Source organism: Sphingobium sp. GW456-12-10-14-TSB1, from assembly GCF_059424385.1.
On the sequence record NZ_JBWKZI010000004.1, the window covers coordinates 45,839 to 66,202 of the forward strand.

The window sequence follows — 20,364 nt, forward strand, 5'->3', positions numbered from 1 at the left end:
ACAGCCGGAGAAACGCTCGTGGGTATCCTGTGCGGATGCGCCGTCGGCGAAGCGATATGCGCGATGCCGTCCTGCTCAGGGAGCAAACTTGGCAACGGTGTGGTGAGGCTCTATCTAGATTGGGAAAGCCAGCCGAATTCGGGCGGAGCTTAATTCGAACGGCTGTACAGAAGGGTGTCAGGTTTGAGTCGCTTGCGATATATGTCCGATGAAGCCTCGCCCCAGGCAGAGCGGATGAGTGAGGCCGCGTATGACCTTGCCGAAGAGAGCGGTCTGGCAGCGCTCAGCGCACGAAGTCTGGCGCGAAAGACAGGAATGAGCCCGTCGGCAATCAATTACCACATCGGCAATCGCGAGCGGCTCATCGCGCAGATCGCGTTCAAGGCTATCGCGGTATCTAGCCGCTGGCGGCAGTCGCAGGCCGCTTTACAGGAAGAGGGTGCCCCGAGGTGGGCCGAGCTTGATCACGTGTTCACGTCGCTGTTGCAGGATCGGTTGAGCACCGGCCGTATGGTGATGGCACTTTTGCAGGAACTGGAGAACGAGGCCGTCGCCAGCGGTCAGACCGCTATCGAAGAGGCGCTGCGCGAGGAAATGTTCGCTGAAACGGCGTTCTGGCGCGATCTGGCAATCCGCCATGGCGAAAGCGTGGATGCGTGTAGCGCGACATCGTCGGTGACTGGTCAGCGACATTGATGGTGATGTGTCAGCGGTGACGTTGGGGATAGTGTCACACGAGGTTGGCCTGGATCAAGAGGCGTTGTCGCGCAGCGATGTCGCTGGCATGGTTTCGATGTCGCTGGGCGATGTCGCTGGATCAGGAGCACTGTCGCGGAGCGATGTCGCTGAGGCCAGGGCGGATCGCCTGCGATAGCTCTCGACGTTCATTTCCAGGATAGTGGCGTGGTGAACGAGCCTGTCGATGGCAGCGACAGTCATTGCCTTATCCAAAAAAATGGAATCCCAACCGCTGAATGGTTGGTTGGCGGTGATCATGATGGAGCGCCTTTCGTATCTGGCAGAGATGAGTTCGAACAGGACGCTGGTCTCTGCCTGGTCCTTGCGGACGTAGGACAGGTCATCGAGGATGAGCAGGTCGAAGCGGTCGAGCCTGGCGATCTCCTGGGTCAAGGTCAGGGACTGACGTGCGGCCTGCAAACGCTGGACGAGATCGGTGGTTCGGGTGAAGAAGACCCGGTATCCGCGCGCGACGAGCTCGTTGCCGATGGCGGCTGCGGCGTGGCTCTTGCCGGCACCGGGCGGACCAAATGCCAGAAGATTGTGGCCCGCCTTGAGCCAGGCATCTCCTTGGGTCAGAGCCATGACCTGGGCCTTGCTCAAGGTGGGAACGAGGCTGAAGTCGAAGGCATCCAGGGTCTTGCCGGGAGGCAGCCGTGCTTCTGTAAGATGGCGCTGGATCCGGCGTTGTTCGCGTTCGGCGAGTTCCAGTTCGGCCAAGGCTGCCAGCAGGCGCGAAGCCGGCCACCCCTCCTTGTCCGCTCGTGAACAGAAGTCCGGCCAGAGACGGGCAATGGTGGGCAGACGCAGCGTGCCAAGCAACATGGGCAGCTGGGCGGTGTCGACAGTGATGCTCATGCGGCCATCTCCCTGGCGGTGAGCAGATCGTCGTATGTGTCAGGCTGGGGAATATCGACGACCACATCGGCCGGCTCTTTGCCGGGGCGTTGGAAGCGCTCCTGCAGATCCCTCAGATCGGGTAAACCCTGGCCATCGAGTATGCCGGTCAGGGTCGCGGCGAGCTCAGCCTCGCAGGCCTGGTCATGCGCAAGCCACAGCAGCCCCACCATGCTGCGGCATGCGGCGGCTTTGGGAAGCGCACCCTCCAGAGCATCCCAGCAGCGGCGATATTCGCTGCGAGGGAAGAGCTTGTCGCGATAGACAAGGTTTGCCAGCGCGTGGGGCTTGGTACGCAGGCTGTGGATCACGTGCCGATAATTGACTACGTGGTCATGACCGCCCCGTCCGCGATCGGGCGCCCTCCCGCGTGGCAGGGTCTCGATGGGCTGCCCGGCCAGATAAAGGTCGATCCGGTCATCGAAGATCCTGGCTCGCAGGCTATGGCCGATGAGCCGGGAAGGCACGGTGTAGAAGACCTTGCGCAGCACGAAGCCGCCCGATGAGGTGACGAGCACCGTAGCTTCATCATAATCGCAGCTGCGGCGTGAAGGTAACGGGCGCAGGTGCTCAGCTTCGATGCGCAAGGCATCGCGCCGCCGGGCATTGTGGCGGCCCACGATCTGGGCGAGGAACGTGCGCCAGTCCTCGATGGAGGCGAAGTCACGTGTCCCGCGCAACTGGAGTGCCTGATCGAGCCGATCCTTAAGGTGACCATGACGGCTTTCTATGGACCCATTCTCATGGGCGACCCCGCGATTGTTGCGGGTGGGCTCCATCTGGTAATCGGCGCACAGGGCGGCATAGCGGGTCCGCAGATCTTCCTGGGCATCTTGCTCCAGGTTGGCGAACGCCGCGGAGAGGCTATCGGTGCGATGCTCGTGCGGCACGCCGCCAAGCTGCCACAGCGCATTCTGAAGGCCGCAGGCCAGCGCCGTGAAGCTTTCTCCTCCCAGCACGACCTCGGCATGCTCCCACCCGGAATAGACCAGCGCGAAGTGATAGATCAGGTGCGGGCTCGGATTGCCGGAGATGGTGACCTTCAGATCGCGGGCGTCAAAGAAATCCGACATGCCCGTTTCGACAGCCGACCAGTCGTGCGAACGGCAGCTCCGCGACCTGGCCGGCTTTGCCGAGCGTGGCGGCTATGAAGTGGTCGAGGTCTTCCGCGAAACCGCGTCGGGCATGAAGGCAAACCGTTCGGCGCGGGCTGAGGTGATGAAGCTGGCGCAGGCACGCCATATCGATGCGATCCTCGTTACCGAACTCAGTCGCTGGGGGCGTTCGACCCAGGACCTGCTCGATACACTCAACCGGCTGTCGGGCTGGCGCGTGTCGGTGGTCGCGATGAGCGGCATGACGTTCGAGGTCGATACGCCGCATGGGCGGATGATGGCGACGATGCTCGCAGGTATAGCCCAGTTCGAGCGCGACATGCTGAGCGAGCGGGTCCGCTCTGGCCTTGCTGCAGCGCGGGCACGTGGCCGCAAACTCGGCCGGCAACTGGGGGAGCGACCCAAGTCGGACCGCCTCGCGCCCAAAGTGTTGGCGCATATCGCCGAGGGGCGGAGCTATCGCTGGATCGCTCGCGACCTGGGACTCAGCAAGAACACGGTCGCCGGGATCGTGGCTCGCGCACGGGGTAACGTGAGCCCTGATGTCACGGTGACGACATGACCGGGGCGTCTGGACGGCTGCGTCCCGATCCCCGGCGCAAGGCGCGGTTTCGCGAAATCGCCCGAGGCATTGTCGCCAAGGATCGCTACAATCGGAAGTACGGGATCGCCGTCGACACTGCTGGCGCCATCGCGCAGGCGCTAGAGCGCGCGTACCGCGATGGAGTCCGGGACGACCCGGCCGCAGCCGTTCAAGCGCCCGAACAGGATGATGCCGGCCCGCTGGAATGGGCGTTGATCCCACCACGACCGCGAGATGCCTTCTGGAGTATCTGCCTATACACCCTGGGCCGCGATACCGATCTCCCACGTGACGGCCATCTCGCTCCGGCTATTACCGAACGCGGAACGCCCGGATGGACACTCGTGGCAGGAGGGTACACCCCTGACAGGGTGATCAGCGATAGGAGCATTGGCCCGCTTGTCCGCCTCGGCCTTATCGCGCTCGCAGTCGATTTACCGGTTCGCATGATCGTAACCGCACAGGGGAAGGAAACATGGGCTCTCTTCTGCCAGCGCGGTGGGATGTACCCTGAGGATCTCACTGACATTTGATCCATTTGATCGACATCCATCCGGCGGAATGGTGAAGGGCAGCATCCGCCCCGTTGCAGACGTTCCCAATGGTCGTCATCCCGGCGCATGCCGGGACCGTGGGCTGTCTTTAGAAGCAGCCTCACGTCCGGGCGCCCTGGCGATAGCTATCGCCTCAAGACTTGCCCACGGTCCCGGCATGCGCCGGGATGACGGATGACCGCGCCCCACCCCAAATCAGCCGTCACCCTGAACTTGTTTCAGGGTCCATCAATCCGAAAGCCCAGTTTATGATCGGCCAACCGAGATGGCGGCACGAGCCACCACGCTCCGGCACCAATCGCCCGATGGATCCTGAAACAAGTTCAGGATGACGCAAGGCGGGGGCGCGATGTCCGCTCCCCACCCCTTCTTGCCGTTTCGCTTAGGGTGTCATTTCGCCCTCAGCCGGAACCGACCCCTGAATGAAGAGGTAATGATCAACGATCTGCACAGCCTGTTGGCATGGAACTGGCGCCCTGCGACTGATCGGCTAGAAGCGCTGGCAGCATGAGCTTCAAACGTCAAACCGCATCCGGCAGAACCTTCTCATTAGAGCAGCTCGAAATTTGGCTTGATACGCTTGATCCGCCGGTCGCCGGTGTCTCCTCGATCGATGGCTTCCTCGCGGCGTTGGCTGCCGGCCCGTCCATCATCAATCCGGACATATGGCTCAAGAGCATCCTGCGCGAACACGTCCAAAGCGCCCGATCGGCGCTCGCACGCCGAACGATCCTCAAGCGCTACAACCAGATCTGCATCGAGCTTGCCGAGTGCCCTGAGGTCTATGCGCCGATCTATATGCGGACCGAGGACGGCGAGGTCCTGCTGGAAGACTTCGCCAATGGCTTCTTCACTGCAATGCATCTGGACATGGACGCATGGAAGCCCTTCGTGTCTGATCGAGAGTTCGGCCTCCCGCTTGTAGCGATCCTTGGCCAAAGCACGATCATCGACGGCACATCATGGATCGACCAACTCCAGGATCCCCTCGCAAATCAGGCTCTTGCAGATACCTGGCGGATGATCCCCCAGATCATCTCCTTCATCCATGATCAGTGTGCCTTTGCAAGAACCCTGACCGTACACTGAAGCCTCTCCACATCCCACGTGGGGTCGAAGCAGCGGTTACCACTGAACGTCCGACCGCACGTCGCCCAGAACGTCAGCCGCAGACGTTCGGCGATCGATCGCCGCACCACTCGCCACGCCGGCTACGCAGCCAGCCTGCGCGTCCGCAAGCGGATCGAGGAGGCGTTCGGCTGGATCAAGACCGTCGCAGGCCTGCGACGAACCAAGCTCCGCGGCCTCCAGAAGGTCGACTGGTCGTTCACCTTCGCGGCGGCCGCCTATAATCTGATCCGGTTGCCCAAGCTGCTCGGAGCGACCGCATGAGCGGCTCGCCCGCACCCGATGCTGGCCGTCTCCCTCGCCCCGCCCGGGGTCACCGCCCAGACAGGCCGTGGAAGGAAGATCGCTGGCCCGAATAGGACCGCCGAAAGCCGTAGCCCGCAGCCCCCGCGCCCTCTCGGCTACTTCTTCAACAGCCTGCTAGTGAAGTTATGCTCACCTCAGCATAACTTTACGAAAGGCTTCACATACCCCGGCGGGATCAGGCGAACCTCATGGCCCAGCAGGGCTATCTCCCGGCCCCAATAATGTGACCCTCCGCAGGCCTCCATGGCGACCGTGCAGGGTGGAAGCGCGCTGAAGAAGGAAAGCACCTGATCCCGGCTCAGCTTCTTGCGCACGATAGCATGTGTTGATGGCAGAGTAAAATGCCCCGTTCCGGGGAAAATTACTGTGCCGTTGACAAGCATGACCAGTTCCGTCAGCCCCGTGGACTTGGAATACCCTCTTCGCCAGATCCAGCCCGATCGTAACAATCTCCGACATCACCGCTCTCCTCCATCGATTGAAGACCCACGTTGGCACATCAAGGCCGTCGGGGGGCGGCTACATCATCAATGCCTACCGGGGTTCATCTGCGTCTCTTCGCTGATGGAGACACGGATGAATATCTCGGATGAAGCGGCAGCCTTCCTATTTCCCTGATCAATATTGATTATACAGTTCATAAACTGGAATCGTGTGCGTTTGGGACGTAGCCGCGCACTGAGGTGTCGGGGATATCGGGGAAGGCGCGATGTCACACTGACGCACTTAGTATTGGTGTGCCCGGCCACGGGTGCACGCAAAATGCGGAAGCGCGACATCGATACGCGCCCGCATCGGAGGGGGAGACTGAAGGTGCATTATCTCACGAAATCTGTTTATTGTTCCGTATCCGCAATGGGGTTGCTTGCCGATTCCGATGAAGTCGCCCCCCGTTTCCGGGATGATTACGCCCCCTGATTCCGAGATGAAGTCGCCCCCTCGGAAGCGGGGCCTTTCGGCAATGCTCGTTGTTGTGTCGTTCGCGGCTGCCGTCAAGCGTCCGGCGTATTTTTCGATCGCCGCATACTGTCGCCGTCGAGATCGAGGCGATGAGCGTTGTGCACCAGGCGATCCAGGATCGCGTCGGCGTAAGTCGGGTCCGCTATCACATGATGCCAACTGGCTATGGGAAGCTGGCTGGTGACGATGGTCGAACGACGGCCGTAGCGTTCCTCGAGGATCTCGAGCAGATCGTGGCGCGCGAGCGCATCGAGCGGTTCCAGGCCCCAGTCGTCGAGAATCAGCAGCTGGACGCTGCCGAGCTTCCTGAGGAAGCGCTCGTGTCGGCCGTCACCGCGCGCCAGCGCGAGATTGGAGAACAGCTTGGGGACGCGCTGGTAGAGGACCGAACGGTCGTCGCGACAGGCCTTGTGACCGAGCGCGCAGGCGAGCCAGCTCTTGCCGACGCCGGTCGGTCCGGTGATGACCAGATTGTCGCGAGCGGCGATCCATTCGCCGGCGACGAGCTTCATGAACAAGGCGCGATCGAGCCCGCGTGGGCTGCGATAGTCGACGTCCTCGGGAGATGCCTGGTGGCGCAGCTTAGCGAACCGCAACCGCGCGGCGAGCTTGCGGTCATGGCGGAAGCTCCATTCACGATCGAGCAGCAGCGCCAGCCATTCGGGATGCGTAAGCCTGTCGGCCTCGGCGTTGGCGGCGAGCTCACCATATGCCTTGGCCATACCGGCCAGTCCCATCGTGTTCAGCCGGTCGAGAGTGGGATGTTGAAGCATCGTCGTTCCTTTCAGGCCCAGTCGGCCCCAAGCTGCGATTTTGGCCAAGTCGGAGAACGTTTTGGGAACGTGGCATTCGGTATTGACGATGGAAATCATAGAAGAGGACAGTTCGCTCCATCATAGGGAGTGGGTTGATGGATCGGAGTATTCCGGGCGGGGATTTGATCGGACGATGGAGCCTGAGCTTTGCCGATATTGATTTTGTAAATTCGAAGCCGGCCCTGACGCGCCTTGGCCTCGCCGCGCAGCTGAAATTCTTCGCTTCCCTGGGGTTTTTCGCGATCGATCCCGGCTCAATCCCTACCGATGGCCTCTCGTATCTGGCCGAGCAACTCGGTGTCGAGGCTGGCGAGATAGCCGGTTATGACTTTTCCAGTCGGACAGCACGACGGCATTGTGCGGAGATCCTGATCCATCTTGGATATCACCGCATGAAGCGGGTGGATCGCGCGCAATTGACGGAATGGATTGCTGGCGAGCTGTGCCCGGGCGGCCAGTCGATCAATGCCATGCTTGAGCATGTTTTCCTGTGGTGCCGGGACCGGCGTATTTATGGGCCGTCGCGCAAGGAGCTTGAACGTGTCGTTCGCTCACAACGGCAAGATTATCTGGACACCTGGCTGATCGGAACCAGTGATCGGCTTTCGTCAGATGCGGTGGCGTTATTGGAAGCCTCGCTTGCCGATCCGGACAGCTCGACCGGATTCAACAGGATGAAGGGTGACGCCGGACAGGCAACGCTCGACAACATTCTCGACGTGACCGAGAAACTCGCCTTTATCCAGAGACTTGATCTTCCCCATGATCTCCTGACGGCTACGGGCAAGCCATGGGTCGATCAGATTGTTCGCCGCGTTGCCGGTGAAAAGGCCTCGGAGATGCGCCGGCATGCGCCGGCGCGACAGCTCGGCCTTTATGCGATTTATCTAATGTCGCGGGAGGCGCAACTCACTGACGCGATGATCGACCTGCTGATCGAAACCGTTCACAAGATCGGAACGCGCTCGAAACGCAAGGTGGTGGGCGATATCGCGAAAGACATCGAGCGGGTCTATGGAAAGGAGCGCCTGCTGGTCGAGATCGCCAGCGCCTCGATCAATGAACCATCGGGGCGCATCTGCGATGTCATTTTCCCGATCGCCGGTAAGGCCAAGCTGGCGGCGATCGTCAAGGAGAGCCATGCGAAGGGCGCTCTGGACCGGCGCATCTACAAGGTGATGCGTGGTTCCTGGGCCAATCATTACCGGCGCATGCTGCCAAGCCTGCTTTCCGTACTTGAGTTCCGGTCGAACAACGCGGTGTGGCGGCCGGTCCTGGCGGCCCTCGACTGGATCAGGAGCAAGGTGGATGGCGGATGCCGCTTCGTGCCATTGCAGGATGTTCCGATCGATGAGGTGATTCCAGCGCGATGGCGCAGTTCCGTCATTGATGACGATGGGCGGGTAAACCGGATCAGCTATGAGCTTTGCGTCCTGACGCAACTGCGCGACCGCATCCGCTCCAAAGAAATCTGGGTGGTCGGGGCGGATCGCTATCGCAATCCCGATGACGATCTTCCCAAGGACTTCGAGATCAGGCGAGATGCGTACTATTCCGGCCTCAGCCTGACGCCAGATGCGCAGGCGTTTTGCGCCTCGATCCGGGAGGAGCTTGAACGGGAACTGTTGCTCCTCAATGCCAATATTCCACAAAACGACAAGGTCCGGCTCCTGTGGCGCGGCGACAACCGGATATCGATTACACCGTTCAAGCCCTTGCCCGAACCGAAGGGTCTCGCTTCGATCAAAAGCGAGATCGGTCAGCGCTGGCCGATGACCGGACTGCTGGACGTGTTGAAAGAGGCTGCTCTGGACACGGGATTGATGGATGCTTTCGAAACGTCGGCCTCGCGGGTTACCCTGTCGAAAGCAGCCTTGGCTCAGCGTCTTTTGCTGTGTCTCTATGGCTTGGGCACGAACGCCGGGCTCAAGCGGGTCGCTGGCGCAACACCCGATGTCAGTTACGAGGAATTGCTGCATGTCCATCGCCGTTTCATCCACGCGCCAGCGCTGAGGGAGGCGTGCGCGCGGGTAGCAAACGCGACACTGGCAATCCGCAATGCCGCAGTATGGGGAGATGCGGGCACGGCATGCGCGTCCGATTCAACGAAGTTCGGCGCGTGGGACCGCAACCTGATGACGGAATGGCACGCCCGCTATGGCGGCCGTGGCGTCATGATCTACTGGCATGTGGAGAAGCGCGCGACCTGCGTTTATTCCCAGCTCAAGCGGTGCTCTTCCTCGGAGGTCGCCTCCATGATCGAAGGCGTGCTACGCCATTGCACCGACATGGAAATCCAGCGCCAGTACGTCGATAGCCACGGCCAGAGCGCAGTCGGCTTTGCGTTCTGCCGACTCCTTGGATTTGAGCTTGCCCCGCGGCTGAAAGCAGTGGCACGCCAGAAACTGGCCCTTCCCCAAGCCGGCATGCGCACGCGGCTTTCCAATTTACTGCCGATCCTCTCCAGCCCGATCGACTGGGACGAGATCGAGCAACAATATGACGAAATGGTCAAATATGCCGCTGCCATGCAATCGCGCACCGCCGATCCGGAAGCGATCCTGCTCCGGTTTGCCAGAGCCGAAGTGATGCACCCGACCTACAAGGCGCTGAGTGAACTCGGCCGCGCGGTCAAAACAATCTTCCTATGCCGGTATTTGCGTCAGGAGGCATTCCGCCGCGAGATCCACGAAGGGCTGAATGTGGTTGAGAACTGGAACGGCGCTAATGGTTTCGTGTTCTTCGGCAAGGGCGGCGAGATCGCCACCAACCGCATCCATGAGCAGGAAATCTCCGTTCTGGCGCTACACCTCCTGCAAGCGTCGCTGGTGTATGTGAACACCCGCATGCTTCAGATCGTACTGGTTGAGCCGAAGTGGGCGGGGCGGATGACGCCGGAAGATTATCGTGGTCTCACGCCGTTGATCTACAGTCATGTGAACCCTTATGGCCGCTTCGACCTCGACCTGAACGACCGGATTGATTTTGGACGGCTTGCAGCGTGAGGCGGCTGATCGGCCTATAACATTTGGGTACACCCCAGAGTGATAGGGCCGAGTGACACCATTCGTCTGTCACAAAAGGGTGGGTTTGCGCTCAATGTGACGATACACTGCAAGAGCCACCCTAATGTGACGGATTTTGCACTTGGCTCGTATCGGATATGCCCGCGTCAGCACCACGGACCAGGATCTGGATATCCAGATTGGCCGCCTCAAGAATGCAGGTTGCGAAATTATCCGTTCCGAGACCGGATCGGGGGCCTCGCGGAGCGGGCGCACGGAACTGGAAACGATCATGCAGTTTATGCACACCGGCGACGAGCTGGTCGTGCTGCGGCTCGACCGGCTCGGCCGCTCCACGCGCGATGTCCTGAACCTGGTGCATGAGCTTGATGAAAAGGGAGCTTCGCTGCGCATCCTTGAGCCAGAGGTGACGACGGCGGGCGACACGGGGCGAATGGTCATCACCATACTCGGCATGGTCGCCGATATGGAGCTGAAGTTCATCAAGGATCGTCAGCGCGCCGGGATCGAAGCGGCGCGCGCCGAAGGCGTTTACAAAGGCCGGAAGAAGAACGTCGATGACGATGAAATCCGCCGTCGCCTTGCCGCCGGCGCCAGCAAGGCCCGCGTTGCCCGCGACCTGAAGGTCTCACGAATGACCGTCTATCGGGCGCTCGACATTATTCCGTCACAGACCAAACTGCCGGAAAAGCCGCCCACTGCCAGCATCGCCCTGCATCTGATTATCGAGAACTTCAACAAGCGTGGAAGAGGTAGAAAACCCGCTCGGGAGCGGATTGAGGCGATGCTGGAACGCGACTACGCCATGGTAAAAAACGGCAATTGTGATTACAAACTGACCGTCGCCTATGACCCCGATCCGGATGGCATTTCCCTTGATGAGGAAATCCAAAGCCTCCTCTCCGAGATGTTCAACATCGCAGAGAGCTACAATTGCTCCATGGAAGCCGATATCTACGAGGTCGGTGGTCAGCAACGGTCCTGGTAGAATCAATCAAGCGTTCAGTGTTCGTTCTTCAACCTGGCCAAAATCGCAGCTTCGGGCCGACTGGGCCAGGATGCGCGCTGACGACAACGCCGCACCCCGCGACTTCGCGCAGCATTGGATCGAGCTGCGAGCGGTCGCCTGAAATGTCCAACGGATTCACCCAGACCAGCACTGCGTCGCACGACAGCAGCTCGTCCCGAATCTCGCGAACCGCCTCGTCCCTGTACAGTACAGGCCTTGCGGTCGCCCCGAGCGCCCGCAAGGCCTGCATTATCGGCCACTGCCGGGCTTCATGAAAGCGATGCGTCCACTCGGCTGCTTGCCCACGCCAAAGAAGAGCGATGTTCGGGCCGGATGTCATTGTTGCATCTCCCCATCGGACCTGTCCCCTTTGTGGTCGCGAACTCAGGTGTCGCGCAGCAGTGGGTGTTAAGCCACGGCGGTCGGGTTCAGCCGCCGCCGCGCAAAGCCGCGGCATAGCGCCGGTCGACCACTTCCCAGTCGATGTTGCGGAAGAAGGCGTCGACATATTTGGCGGCGGCGGTGCCGTAATCCATGTGGAAACTGTGCTCGTACATATCGAGCGCGAGCAGCGGCACGCCGGCAATCGCACCGTGCATATGATCCCACGCCCAATGGTTGTGCAGCGAGCGCGTGTGGAGATTGTAGACGAGCACGCACCAGCCCGATCCGCCGGCAAGGCTCATCCCGGTACGGCGGAAGTCGGCTTCCCAGCGGTCGAACGAGCCGAACGCCGCGCCCAGCGCGTCGCGGATGGAACCGGCTGCCTGGCCGTTGCCGCCGAGCCCGTCGAAATAGACCTCATGGAGCACGACCGAGCCGGTGCGGTGCAGCTCCTCGCGCTTCAATCCGCCATAGACCACCGGCGGCAGGTCCGTGTCAGCGAGCGCGGCGGCAAGTCGTGTCTCGATCATATTCAGGGCCTTGACCGAGCCCGCATAATTGTTCTCGTGGTGCGATGTGATCAGCCTTTCGGAGAGGCCGTGAAGCCTGGCGGGATTGAACCTGAGCGGCTTGACCTGATGATTTCCGGCAAAGGCGGGGACAGCCGCCGGCGCTGCGGCCGGCGTCTGCGCAGAGGCTTCGTTGATAGTCATGGCGGCGGCTCCGATGCCAAGAGTTGCGATTGCACTGCGTCGGGAAAGATGGTCGATCGTCACGCGTCACTCCTTCAGATGATCATTACATATGCGGCCCCGAGGACCGAGCAGACGCCGAGCACCGGCAGCATGCCGGCCTTGAACCGGAACATGGCGAGTATCGCACCCACCGCGAGCGCCAGCGCCGGCCAGTTGACGGACGTTAGGACTGGGAGATCGATGGTGCCGGCTGCGAACGGCACTTCGCGGACTTGCTCGAACAGAGTGTGGATACCAAACCAGACCGCCAGATTGAGGATCACGCCGACCACTGCGGCGGTGATCGCCGAAAGCGCGGCCGACAATGCGCGGTTGCCGCGCAGCCGCTCGATGAATGGCGCGCCGGCGAAGATCCACAGGAAGCATGGCAGGAAGGTAACCCAGGTGGTGAGGATTGCGCCGAAGGTCGCGGCGACGAGCGGCGGCAGCCCGGTCGCTTCGCGGAAGGCCGCGAGGAAGCCGACGAACTGCGTCACCATGATCAGCGGCCCGGGCGTGGTCTCGGCCATGCCGAGCCCGTCGAGCATCTCGCCGGGCTGGAGCCAGCCATAGGTCTCGACTGCCTCCTGCGCGACATAGGCGAGCACCGCATAGGCGCCGCCGAAGGTCACCACCGCCATCTGGCTGAAGAAGGTGGCGATGCGGCTGAACACGTCGTCGGGGCCGAACGCGAACAGCAGCGCTGCGACCGGCCCGAGCCAGAGCAGCAGCAGGACGCCGGAGATGCGCAGCGACCAAGAGAGGTTCGGCCGGGCATGGTCGGGAAGGCCCTCGCCAAGAGCGGTGTCGCGGTCGTGGATTATCTCAGCGCCGGCGGGACCATGTCCGCCGCCGCCCTTGAATGCGGCGTAACCAGCGCGGCCACTGAAGAAGCCGATCAGCGCGGCGGCAAGCACGATCAGCGGGAAGGGCACGTCGAGCACGAAGATCGCGACGAACGCCAGCGCGGCAAAACCGCGCATGACGTTGTTCTTCAAGGCACGCGAACCCACCCGGACCACCGCCTGTAGCACCACCGCCAGCACGGCGGCCTTCAATCCGAAGAACAATCCCTCGACCAGCGGCACTTCGCCGAGCAGCACATAGACATAGCTGAGCCCTAAAATCGCGAGGAAGCCGGGCAGCACGAATAGCGCGCCCGCGACCAGGCCGCCCTTGGTCTTATGGAGCAACCAGCCAATATAGACAGCTAGCTGTTGCGCTTCAGGGCCGGGCAGCAGCATGCAATAGTTGAGCGCGTGGAGGAACCGCTCCTCGCCGATCCAGCGCTTCTCCTCGACCAGGATGCGATGCATCACCGCTATCTGGCCCGCCGGTCCGCCGAAGCTGAGCAGCGCGACCCTGATCCAGACGCGCACCGCCTCGCCAAAGCTGATGCCGTGCTCGTGCAGCGTCTCGACTGCGATTTCAGCGCGTGCGCTGGCCTCCATCTTTAGTCCTCTTTTCGCCGGGTGAAGTGAGCATAGAATCCGTCGAGCGCGGTCGATCCGCGCGCGATCCGCTCCTCGTCGTCGTCGGTGCCGGCACAGATGCCGGCGATAAGCGCGCTCACTCCCGGAGTTTCCGGGCGCTCGAACCGAGCATCGGCAATATCAAGGTCGTGAACAATTTCGCCGAGCGCCCGCAGCGCGGGGTCGGTCTCGAGACCGGTGAGGAACACCAAGGTCTCGAAGGAGCAGCGGTCGCCTTCGTGGGTGAACTCAGCGTCCGCCATGTCGAACCTCAGTTCGTCAGGCTCCGGCACATATCCTTTGCCCTCGACGAACTTGAAGCTCGCCTCGGGGTCGATGAAGCGGCGAATGAGCCAGGCGGACGCGATGCGATCGACATGGACATGGCGGCGCGTCACCCAAACGCGGCGCTTTAGCTCCGCCGGGGTCAGCTCGGGCGCACCGGGGCCGCTCACATCGGGATGTTGGTGAGAGCGGCGGTCCGCCTCGGTGATGGCGGCCTGTGCCGCCTGCCGACCATGCGCACCGAAAAAGTCGATCGCGGCGACCTCGTTCAGGCGTTTGCGCAGGCGGCCCACATCCGCCGCCGCGACATACTCGCCCTCACACAGCGCGCGCGCCTCGCGTGCCAACTCCTCATAGTCGGCGTCACGCGCAGCGTCGAACACTCCGCGCAGCTCCGCATCGCCCATGCCGCCGACAAGGCGCGCTTCGAGGATCAGCGCCTCGCCGCCATTTTCGGTGATCTCGCGATGCAGTTCTTCGAACAGCGCGCGCGTGTCCTCGCGATTGGGGAGCGCATGGACGGCGTTCTTGAGCGGCGCGGCCCCGATCGCCTGCAAACGCCGCCAGACCTTCACCCGCAAATAGGCAGGCTTAGCCGGAAGCTGCGGGATCAGGAGCAACCAAGGGGAAGCTTGTGTGTTTGTCATAGTTGTATCGTCACTAGCCTACAAGTGTAAGGGTTGCATCACAAGCCTCATGAGCATAGGACTGCTTATCCCGAAGAAAGAAACCGGAGCGCAATGTCGCGGCTCGCCGGCGGCGCGCTCGCATGACGTGAGGCTTTCCGTGTCGAGTGCGCTGATGAAGGATCAATTATGCTGAAAAAGACCATCGCCTTGGGATTCGCCAGCCTCCTGCTGGCAAGCCCGGCTTGGGCAGCGCCGGACTGGTCGGCTGTCGACCGGGCGATAGGACGAGCGGGGGCCGAACAGCCGGGGGGCGTTCACCGCTACAGCTTCCCGCGTTCGGACCTGAGCGTCACGCTGGATGGGGTGACGATCAAGCCCTCCCTCGCGCTCGGCTCTTGGGCGGCGTTTCAGCCGATGGGCGACGAGGCGATGGTGATGGGCGATCTCGTGCTGACCCACGACGAGGTGAACCCCGTTTTGAGCCGCCTGCTCGCAAGCGGTTTTACGATCACCGCGCTCCACAATCACCTGCTCCGCTCTTCGCCTGCGACCATGTACATGCACATTGCCGGCCACGGCGACCCGGTGAAGCTCGCGGCCGCGCTCCGGCAAGCGCTATCAGCCAGTCGGACCCCGCTCGCCGCGCCGCAATCGCCTTCGGCCAGCGCAGCCGCATCGCGGCTCGACCTCGATGTGGCCGCGCTCAACCGGTTGATGGGCGGTGAGGGCAAGACGGCCGGTGGCATCCTCCAATACAGCTTTCCGCGCGCCGAGCGGCTGATGGACGGCGATATGGAGACTCCGCCGACGATGGGCACGGCGACCGCGATCAACTTTCAGCCAACCGGGGACGGCCGAGCCGCCATCACCGGCGATTTCGTACTTGTCGCAAACGAGGTCGATCCGGTCCTGCGCGTGCTGCGGACGAACGGGATCGAGGTCACGGCGCTGCATAATCATATGCTAAACGACGAGCCGCGGCTGTTCTTCATGCACTTCTGGGCCAACGACGACGCAGCCAAGCTCGCCCGTGGGCTGCGCGCGGCGCTCGACAGGATGAACAATCAGAGGAGTTGAACTCGGACGACGGCTCATTGGGCCGTAACCGCCGCCCGCCCGACCCCACGGCCCTTATGCAGGAAGTGGAATGGAACATGGCTAGCAAACGAACTCTCACTGTTGTCGCAGGCGTGGGCGCGGCCGCGCTGGCGATCGCGGGCGTGGCGATCGCGCAAAACCACGAGGCGAACGAAAACCGGATAATCGGCAAGCACAGCGAACGAGACATCCCGCTTGCTCAGGTGCCCGAGGCCGCGATGAACGCGGCACGCGCGCAACTCGCGTCAATAAGCAAAGCGGAGCAAGTCACCCGAAAGGCGGACGGAAGCACGCTCTATGAAATCAAGGGCAAGAACAGCGACGGAAAGACGATCGAACTGTTCGTCACGCCCGAAGGCCAGGTGCTCGGCCGCGAATGATGGATCAGCACGGGGCGCCGGCCGTCGAGGGCCGTGCGCCCCTTCCGAAATGATACTGCGGAATAGGAGACGAAAATGCGGCCAAGACGATGGATATTGTTATGCGCCGCTTTGGCCGCCCTGCCTGATAGTGCGATCGGCCAAACCGAACCCGCGTCGGCGACGGGCTCGGCGTTGTTCGTAAGCTGTCAAGCGAATGAGCCGCGATGCGGCGCTTACCTCCAAGGCGTGCTCGACATGATGATCGTCGCGCGAAAAGCGGAATGCCGCGCTCCACGCTATGACCGATCGGCGCTGCGCGCGGCATATTTACGCTGGGCGGAGCAGAATAGCTATTTTATGAGTGTTCATATGGTGGCCGGAGCTGAACGCTCGTTAGCGAAGGCTTGGCCATGTCAGTAGCATCGTACCCCGCGGCGTAGCCTGCCCGGCGGCTGCCTTTGAGGGCAGGCGGAGCGTCCGCCTGGCGGTGAATTCCGCCAGCTCAACGATCCCATGTCGCGCCTCAAGCTCGCTAATTAGCCGATGTTCGCATTATGTCTGCCAAATCGTTGTCTGGCGCACAAACCTTGAGGTGACGCCTTGCTGGGCGGGAATGTTGCGTGATGCGGCACAGGAGAAGGCCGAAAAGGACGGGGAGCCGGGAAAATGGGATTAGGATCGGGCAGCGCGGCCGTGCTGGTTGTGGAGGATGAACCCCTAGTGAGGACGATGGCGGCCGACATTCTTATGGACGCGGGCTATCGCGTCTTTGAGGCGTGCGAGGCGGCGGACGCTCTGGCGATCCTTGACGGCCGCGATGACATTGGCGCGGTGTTCACCGATATTGAAATGCCCGGAGGGATGACCGGCCTTGCCTTGGCCGCTGCCGTCCGCGACCGATGGCCGTCCATGCCGGTCCTCGTTACCTCTGGCCGCGTGCGACCAGGTGCAGGCGAATTGCCGAACGGCGCTGCCTATATCGCCAAGCCCTACATGCCCGGTGAATTGGTCGCCACGCTCGGCAAGATGCTTCCTCACCCCGATTCCGGCGATTAATGCTCCATCAGGCTGAATGAGCCGCGAACAAGGGCAAGCCCCACGGAAAGCCGTTCGGCCGCCTCTTTCTGCTCGATGCCTAGTCGTTTGGCGATTTGCTCGATCGAAAGCCCGTTCTGCCGATGCAGGAACAAGACGCGATCGGTCAAATGTGGCAATTCATCAACACAATCCCAAAATTCATCTTCGGGAAATGTCATGCGCGGTGACGCCATGCACGTATCTATTGATTGTTGCAGATAACAATCTGCGGCTGAATCATCGATCTCAACGAGTATCGCAAGAGCTTTTTCCATGAACTCTAGGGCAACCGCTTTCTGTTGCTCTCGATAGATATTGGAAGAATCAACCATAGCCTAGTCCTCCTTTCGGTCGCTGTAGGGAGGACGATGACTCAACAATAGGGAAATTGCACGCGCAACTAGGGCCAGATTGAGCAGTAATTTTATTACAACGGCAAGCAGCCCTCGCCTGCCCGGACAGGGGCGGCGCGTGGCATCGGCTAGATTGTTTGTTGGTCTTCCGACGATGGCTAGTCCTTGCGGGCCATCGTCGGAAGTGGACGGCCGCACAAATTGGGGGGCGTGGGCCGCGCCGGGCCTCTAGCATAAAATTACGGCCCTGCATCCCCGGCGTTGATACATTCGTCGCGCAGGGCGCTCGATTGAGCCGCCCCGATCGCGGTCGCCTCAATCGGCATAGCGAGCTGGCAATATGCACATACGCGCATAATTTCCGCTTGCGGGCTATGTATATTTGTGCATAATAGCCGCGATGGATACGGAACGGCCGGTTCGATGGGTGGCATCGTCAAAGCGCGATTTTCGGGAGTTCCCGGACGATGTGCAGGACGTAATGGGCTATGCCCTGCACCTTGCGCAGCAAGGCGGGCAGCACGCCAGCACTAAGCCGTTGAAGGGCTTTGGCGGCGCTGGCGTGGTCGAGATCATAGACGACCACCAAGGCGATACGTTCCGCACGGTCTATACGGTCAAATTCGCGGAGGCGGTCTATGTCCTGCACGCCTTCCAGAAGAAATCCAAGCAGGGCAAGGCCACGCCGCAGGCCGATATGGATTTGATCCGAACGCGGCTGAAATCCGCCGAGGAGCATCACCGGCAACACCAGACCCCGCGAGGCACAGCATGAGCGCACAGGACGAAATCATTGAGGAAGGCAGCGGCAATGTCTTTGCCGATCTAGGCTTTGCCGACCCCGACACCCACCTTTTGAAAGCCCAGCTCGTTACCCGTGTGGCCGAGGCCATGCAGGAGCGGAAGTTGACGCAGATCGCCGCCGCCAAGGTTACGGGATCTACCCAACCGGAATTGTCGCGCATCCTGCGAGGCCAGTTCCGCAGCGTCTCGGTTGAGCGGCTTCTAGCCATGCTCACCCGGCTTGGCTGCAAGGTCGATATTGTCGTGCGCCCGCAGGGGCGGACCACTGAATCGGCCGTGATCCACTTCGCCTAATGTGCGATGATTTCGCGCAAGCCCGGCTCGATATGTTCGAGGCCGGGCTATTCGGCCAAGGGCCTGCCTTCTGGCGCTGGATCGAAACCGACGCGGCGCAACCCTATCTTGCCGCTTTCGCCGCCGATCGACGGCCGCCCGAACCCGGCGAACCCTTCGCTATCGACCTTGCGGCCGACGACTTGCTTGCTCCCGATCGCCTCGCCCAGCTCGCCCTACAGATCGAGGCCGACCATGCTTGATCCCAATCCGTCCGTAGCCGACCTTGACGCATTGCTAGATCGCCACCGCAATGACGATGCGGCTATGGAAAAGATCGTTCGCGGGTATCTCCGTTGCGCGATCTACAGCTATCAGAAGCATTGCGTTTGGCGCGCCTTGCGCCACATCGGCAAGGACGATTGGAGTTTCAAAGAGGAAGACGTTGCCGCCTTGAGGGCCGAAGGCGCGAAATCCATTTCGGACTTTCGAGACTGGCTCATTGAGGAGCTGGCCGGGATGGGGATCAGCGCCCACACCGGCTTGCCGAATTGAGCGCCTAGCGCGCCGTCGCTTCAATTGCTGGCGGTGATTGTGCGCGGAATAAATCGCGGGTCCGCCGTGGGATCGGTAGGCGAAGGATGCAGCATGTCGCGCCGGAAATTCACCGCAACGGAAATAGGCGCGGCGTTCGGCCGAGCCGCCATGACGCGGGCTTGTGGAGCTGGCGCAGCCTCATAGCTGGCCATCGGCTGCACGGCCGCCGAGGTTAGGCCCCCTACCCCGCGTTCCGCTCTGGCGACGACAATTTGAGCGCGATCGAGCGGCCGAGTCTGATCGCCGGTATAGAAAGCCAGATGCCAATGATCGGCATGGCCCCGGTCCCCCGGCCCCAGCAGCTCCGCCACGCGAATACCATGTTGCGCCATCACGGCGCGGATTTGCTCGCGCGTGATCGTGTGCAGCCCGGCACGCGGCACGAAATCCACCGCCTGCCCATATTTGTGAAAGCTGTTGGCGGCCCCGTAATTGGCTTCCAGCGCCCGCCACGTATCGGTTATGCGAGCATTGAACGCAGCGGCCAAGATCGAGGCGACATAGCCCGCCGAGGCGTCGGCGCTGCCTTCGGGCTGGACGATCGCGGGTTGCGCCGCGAGCTGGCCCCCGCCCGTCGCGTCGGCCGCCGTGATCGTGAGTGGGATCGAGGTCGATCGCGCAGCAGGAGCGCCGCCGCTTACCGGCACGCCGTTCACGCTGTAGGTATTATAGCGCGAGGAAAGCCACGCCTCCCAGCGTGCGCCTTTCGCCATAATCAGCGCCCGATAGCGGGCATTATGGACCGGCGTTCGGGAATGATAATTGGCAACCCGCGTCCACAGGTCGCCCTTGTCATCCCGGATATGGTTTCTGATACGCCATGCAGCGAGGTTGTAGGGATAGCACCCCGCCGCAAGCACATATTCGGGCCGGATGCCGTAGCGTGCCAGCGATTGAATATAGCTGGAATTGAGCTGCATCGAGCCAAGATCGGCGGTGTTATTGGTGTTCTGGACGCGCGCGCCGGGCCGACCGTTCTCTTGTTCCGCGACCGCCAGCATGACGTTCGCCGGAATGTTATAGCGCAGCGCCGCCGCGATCGAGCATTGCACCCGTTCTTCTATGACAACCGGAGGCAGATCAGCGGCCATGATTAGCTGTCCCCCCTTCTCTGGACGAAGGCCGCAACTTCATCCTCTGGCGTCTCCATGTCGCCCGCATCACG

The 20,364-nt window shown here is 61.7% G+C and carries 22 protein-coding genes and 2 pseudogenes; 15 read left to right on the forward strand and 9 right to left on the reverse strand.

Annotated elements, in window-relative coordinates; translation table 11 throughout:
* The first annotated feature begins 201 nt into the window (after positions 1-201).
* Entirely contained in the window at positions 202-696 is a 495-nt protein-coding gene (locus tag AC07X9_RS23805; protein WP_006949668.1) for a TetR family transcriptional regulator, read from the forward strand.
* A gap of 54 nt (positions 697-750) precedes the next feature.
* On the opposite strand, the gene istB (AC07X9_RS23810) is transcribed toward AC07X9_RS23805, so the two are convergent.
* Complete coding sequence (istB, locus tag AC07X9_RS23810) at positions 751-1,596, reverse strand: IS21-like element helper ATPase IstB (protein ID WP_006949666.1); 846 nt, start codon at positions 1,594-1,596, stop codon at positions 751-753.
* A complete protein-coding gene (locus AC07X9_RS23815) occupies positions 1,593-2,708 on the reverse strand; it encodes a DDE-type integrase/transposase/recombinase (RefSeq protein ID WP_010409293.1) in 1,116 nt (371 codons plus the stop codon). The genes istB (AC07X9_RS23810) and AC07X9_RS23815 overlap by 4 nt, the downstream gene beginning before the upstream one ends.
* Here AC07X9_RS23815 and AC07X9_RS23820 point away from each other — a divergent pair.
* The 4 genes and pseudogenes from AC07X9_RS23820 to AC07X9_RS23835 all read left to right on the forward strand — a co-directional run.
* A complete protein-coding gene (locus AC07X9_RS23820) occupies positions 2,707-3,312 on the forward strand; it encodes a recombinase family protein (RefSeq protein WP_086485403.1) in 606 nt (201 codons plus the stop codon). The genes AC07X9_RS23815 and AC07X9_RS23820 overlap by 2 nt on opposite strands.
* Entirely contained in the window at positions 3,309-3,866 is a 558-nt protein-coding gene (locus AC07X9_RS23825; RefSeq protein ID WP_004213004.1) for a hypothetical protein, read from the forward strand. Before AC07X9_RS23820 ends, AC07X9_RS23825 begins: the two co-directional genes overlap by 4 nt.
* A gap of 528 nt (positions 3,867-4,394) precedes the next feature.
* Entirely contained in the window at positions 4,395-4,976 is a 582-nt protein-coding gene (locus AC07X9_RS23830; RefSeq protein ID WP_066282962.1) for a UPF0149 family protein, read from the forward strand.
* Between the two features lie 42 nt (positions 4,977-5,018).
* A pseudogene (locus AC07X9_RS23835) lies at positions 5,019-5,279 on the forward strand (transposase); the annotation flags it as partial.
* 185 nt (positions 5,280-5,464) lie between these two features.
* Here AC07X9_RS23835 and AC07X9_RS23840 read toward each other — a convergent pair.
* Positions 5,465-5,780: pseudogene (locus tag AC07X9_RS23840) on the reverse strand (hypothetical protein); the annotation flags it as partial.
* Positions 5,781-6,313: 533 nt separating this feature from the next.
* Positions 6,314-7,054: an IS21-like element helper ATPase IstB gene (istB, locus tag AC07X9_RS23845; RefSeq protein WP_062093922.1), complete on the reverse strand. Its 741-nt coding sequence runs from the start codon at positions 7,052-7,054 to the stop codon at positions 6,314-6,316.
* Between the two features lie 137 nt (positions 7,055-7,191).
* On the opposite strand from istB (AC07X9_RS23845), the gene AC07X9_RS23850 reads away from it, so the two are divergent.
* Both AC07X9_RS23850 and AC07X9_RS23855 read left to right on the forward strand, forming a co-directional pair.
* Entirely contained in the window at positions 7,192-10,101 is a 2,910-nt protein-coding gene (locus AC07X9_RS23850) for a Tn3 family transposase (RefSeq protein WP_062093919.1), read from the forward strand.
* Between the two features lie 142 nt (positions 10,102-10,243).
* Positions 10,244-11,110 (forward strand): recombinase family protein, encoded by an 867-nt coding sequence (locus AC07X9_RS23855; RefSeq protein ID WP_086485392.1) that lies wholly within the window; start codon positions 10,244-10,246, stop codon positions 11,108-11,110.
* Positions 11,111-11,559: 449 nt separating this feature from the next.
* Here the strand turns inward: AC07X9_RS23855 and AC07X9_RS23860 are convergent, their stop codons facing one another.
* The 3 genes from AC07X9_RS23860 to AC07X9_RS23870 all read right to left on the reverse strand — a co-directional run bounded on the left by AC07X9_RS23860 (position 11,560) and on the right by AC07X9_RS23870 (position 14,581).
* The gene (locus AC07X9_RS23860; RefSeq protein ID WP_017184236.1) at positions 11,560-12,228 is read right to left on the reverse strand and encodes a superoxide dismutase; all 669 of its coding nucleotides are present in this window, start codon (positions 12,226-12,228) and stop codon (positions 11,560-11,562) included.
* 74 nt (positions 12,229-12,302) lie between these two features.
* Entirely contained in the window at positions 12,303-13,700 is a 1,398-nt protein-coding gene (gene chrA / locus AC07X9_RS23865; protein WP_017184237.1) for a chromate efflux transporter, read from the reverse strand.
* Between the two features lie 2 nt (positions 13,701-13,702).
* On the reverse strand, positions 13,703-14,581 hold the full coding sequence (locus AC07X9_RS23870) for a chromate resistance protein ChrB domain-containing protein (protein WP_232307676.1): 879 nt from the start codon (positions 14,579-14,581) through the stop codon (positions 13,703-13,705).
* A gap of 240 nt (positions 14,582-14,821) precedes the next feature.
* On the opposite strand from AC07X9_RS23870, the gene AC07X9_RS23875 reads away from it, so the two are divergent.
* The 4 genes from AC07X9_RS23875 (at position 14,822) to AC07X9_RS23890 (ending at position 17,151) form a co-directional block, all read left to right on the forward strand.
* Positions 14,822-15,712 (forward strand): DUF1259 domain-containing protein, encoded by an 891-nt coding sequence (locus tag AC07X9_RS23875; protein WP_008603797.1) that lies wholly within the window; start codon positions 14,822-14,824, stop codon positions 15,710-15,712.
* Positions 15,709-16,113 (forward strand): PepSY domain-containing protein, encoded by a 405-nt coding sequence (locus tag AC07X9_RS23880; protein WP_228165648.1) that lies wholly within the window; start codon positions 15,709-15,711, stop codon positions 16,111-16,113. Before AC07X9_RS23875 ends, AC07X9_RS23880 begins: the two co-directional genes overlap by 4 nt.
* Before the next feature lie 75 nt (positions 16,114-16,188).
* Positions 16,189-16,515 carry a Rap1a/Tai family immunity protein gene (locus AC07X9_RS23885; RefSeq protein WP_223178489.1) on the forward strand — a complete coding sequence of 109 codons (327 nt, stop codon included), beginning with the start codon at positions 16,189-16,191 and terminating at the stop codon, positions 16,513-16,515.
* A gap of 246 nt (positions 16,516-16,761) precedes the next feature.
* Positions 16,762-17,151, forward strand: coding sequence for a response regulator (locus AC07X9_RS23890; RefSeq protein WP_014194371.1), 390 nt, complete (start codon positions 16,762-16,764; stop codon positions 17,149-17,151).
* On the opposite strand, the gene AC07X9_RS23895 is transcribed toward AC07X9_RS23890, so the two are convergent.
* Positions 17,148-17,504, reverse strand: coding sequence for a sigma factor-like helix-turn-helix DNA-binding protein (locus tag AC07X9_RS23895; RefSeq protein ID WP_083434665.1), 357 nt, complete (start codon positions 17,502-17,504; stop codon positions 17,148-17,150). The two genes, AC07X9_RS23890 and AC07X9_RS23895, sit on opposite strands and share 4 nt — an antisense overlap.
* A 421-nt stretch (positions 17,505-17,925) precedes the next feature.
* On the opposite strand from AC07X9_RS23895, the gene AC07X9_RS23900 reads away from it, so the two are divergent.
* Genes AC07X9_RS23900 through AC07X9_RS23915 form a run of 4 tightly spaced genes read left to right on the forward strand, consistent with a single transcriptional unit; the run spans position 17,926 to position 19,157 of the window.
* Entirely contained in the window at positions 17,926-18,300 is a 375-nt protein-coding gene (locus AC07X9_RS23900; protein ID WP_013041565.1) for a type II toxin-antitoxin system RelE/ParE family toxin, read from the forward strand.
* Positions 18,297-18,623, forward strand: coding sequence for a helix-turn-helix domain-containing protein (locus AC07X9_RS23905; protein WP_006964370.1), 327 nt, complete (start codon positions 18,297-18,299; stop codon positions 18,621-18,623). The genes AC07X9_RS23900 and AC07X9_RS23905 overlap by 4 nt, the downstream gene beginning before the upstream one ends.
* Entirely contained in the window at positions 18,623-18,865 is a 243-nt protein-coding gene (locus AC07X9_RS23910; RefSeq protein ID WP_013041566.1) for a hypothetical protein, read from the forward strand. The genes AC07X9_RS23905 and AC07X9_RS23910 overlap by 1 nt, the downstream gene beginning before the upstream one ends.
* On the forward strand, positions 18,858-19,157 hold the full coding sequence (locus tag AC07X9_RS23915; RefSeq protein WP_013041567.1) for a hypothetical protein: 300 nt from the start codon (positions 18,858-18,860) through the stop codon (positions 19,155-19,157). The genes AC07X9_RS23910 and AC07X9_RS23915 overlap by 8 nt, the downstream gene beginning before the upstream one ends.
* A gap of 20 nt (positions 19,158-19,177) precedes the next feature.
* On the opposite strand, the gene AC07X9_RS23920 is transcribed toward AC07X9_RS23915, so the two are convergent.
* Entirely contained in the window at positions 19,178-20,290 is a 1,113-nt protein-coding gene (locus AC07X9_RS23920) for a transglycosylase SLT domain-containing protein (protein ID WP_030092736.1), read from the reverse strand.
* Positions 20,291-20,364: the final 74 nt, after the last annotated feature.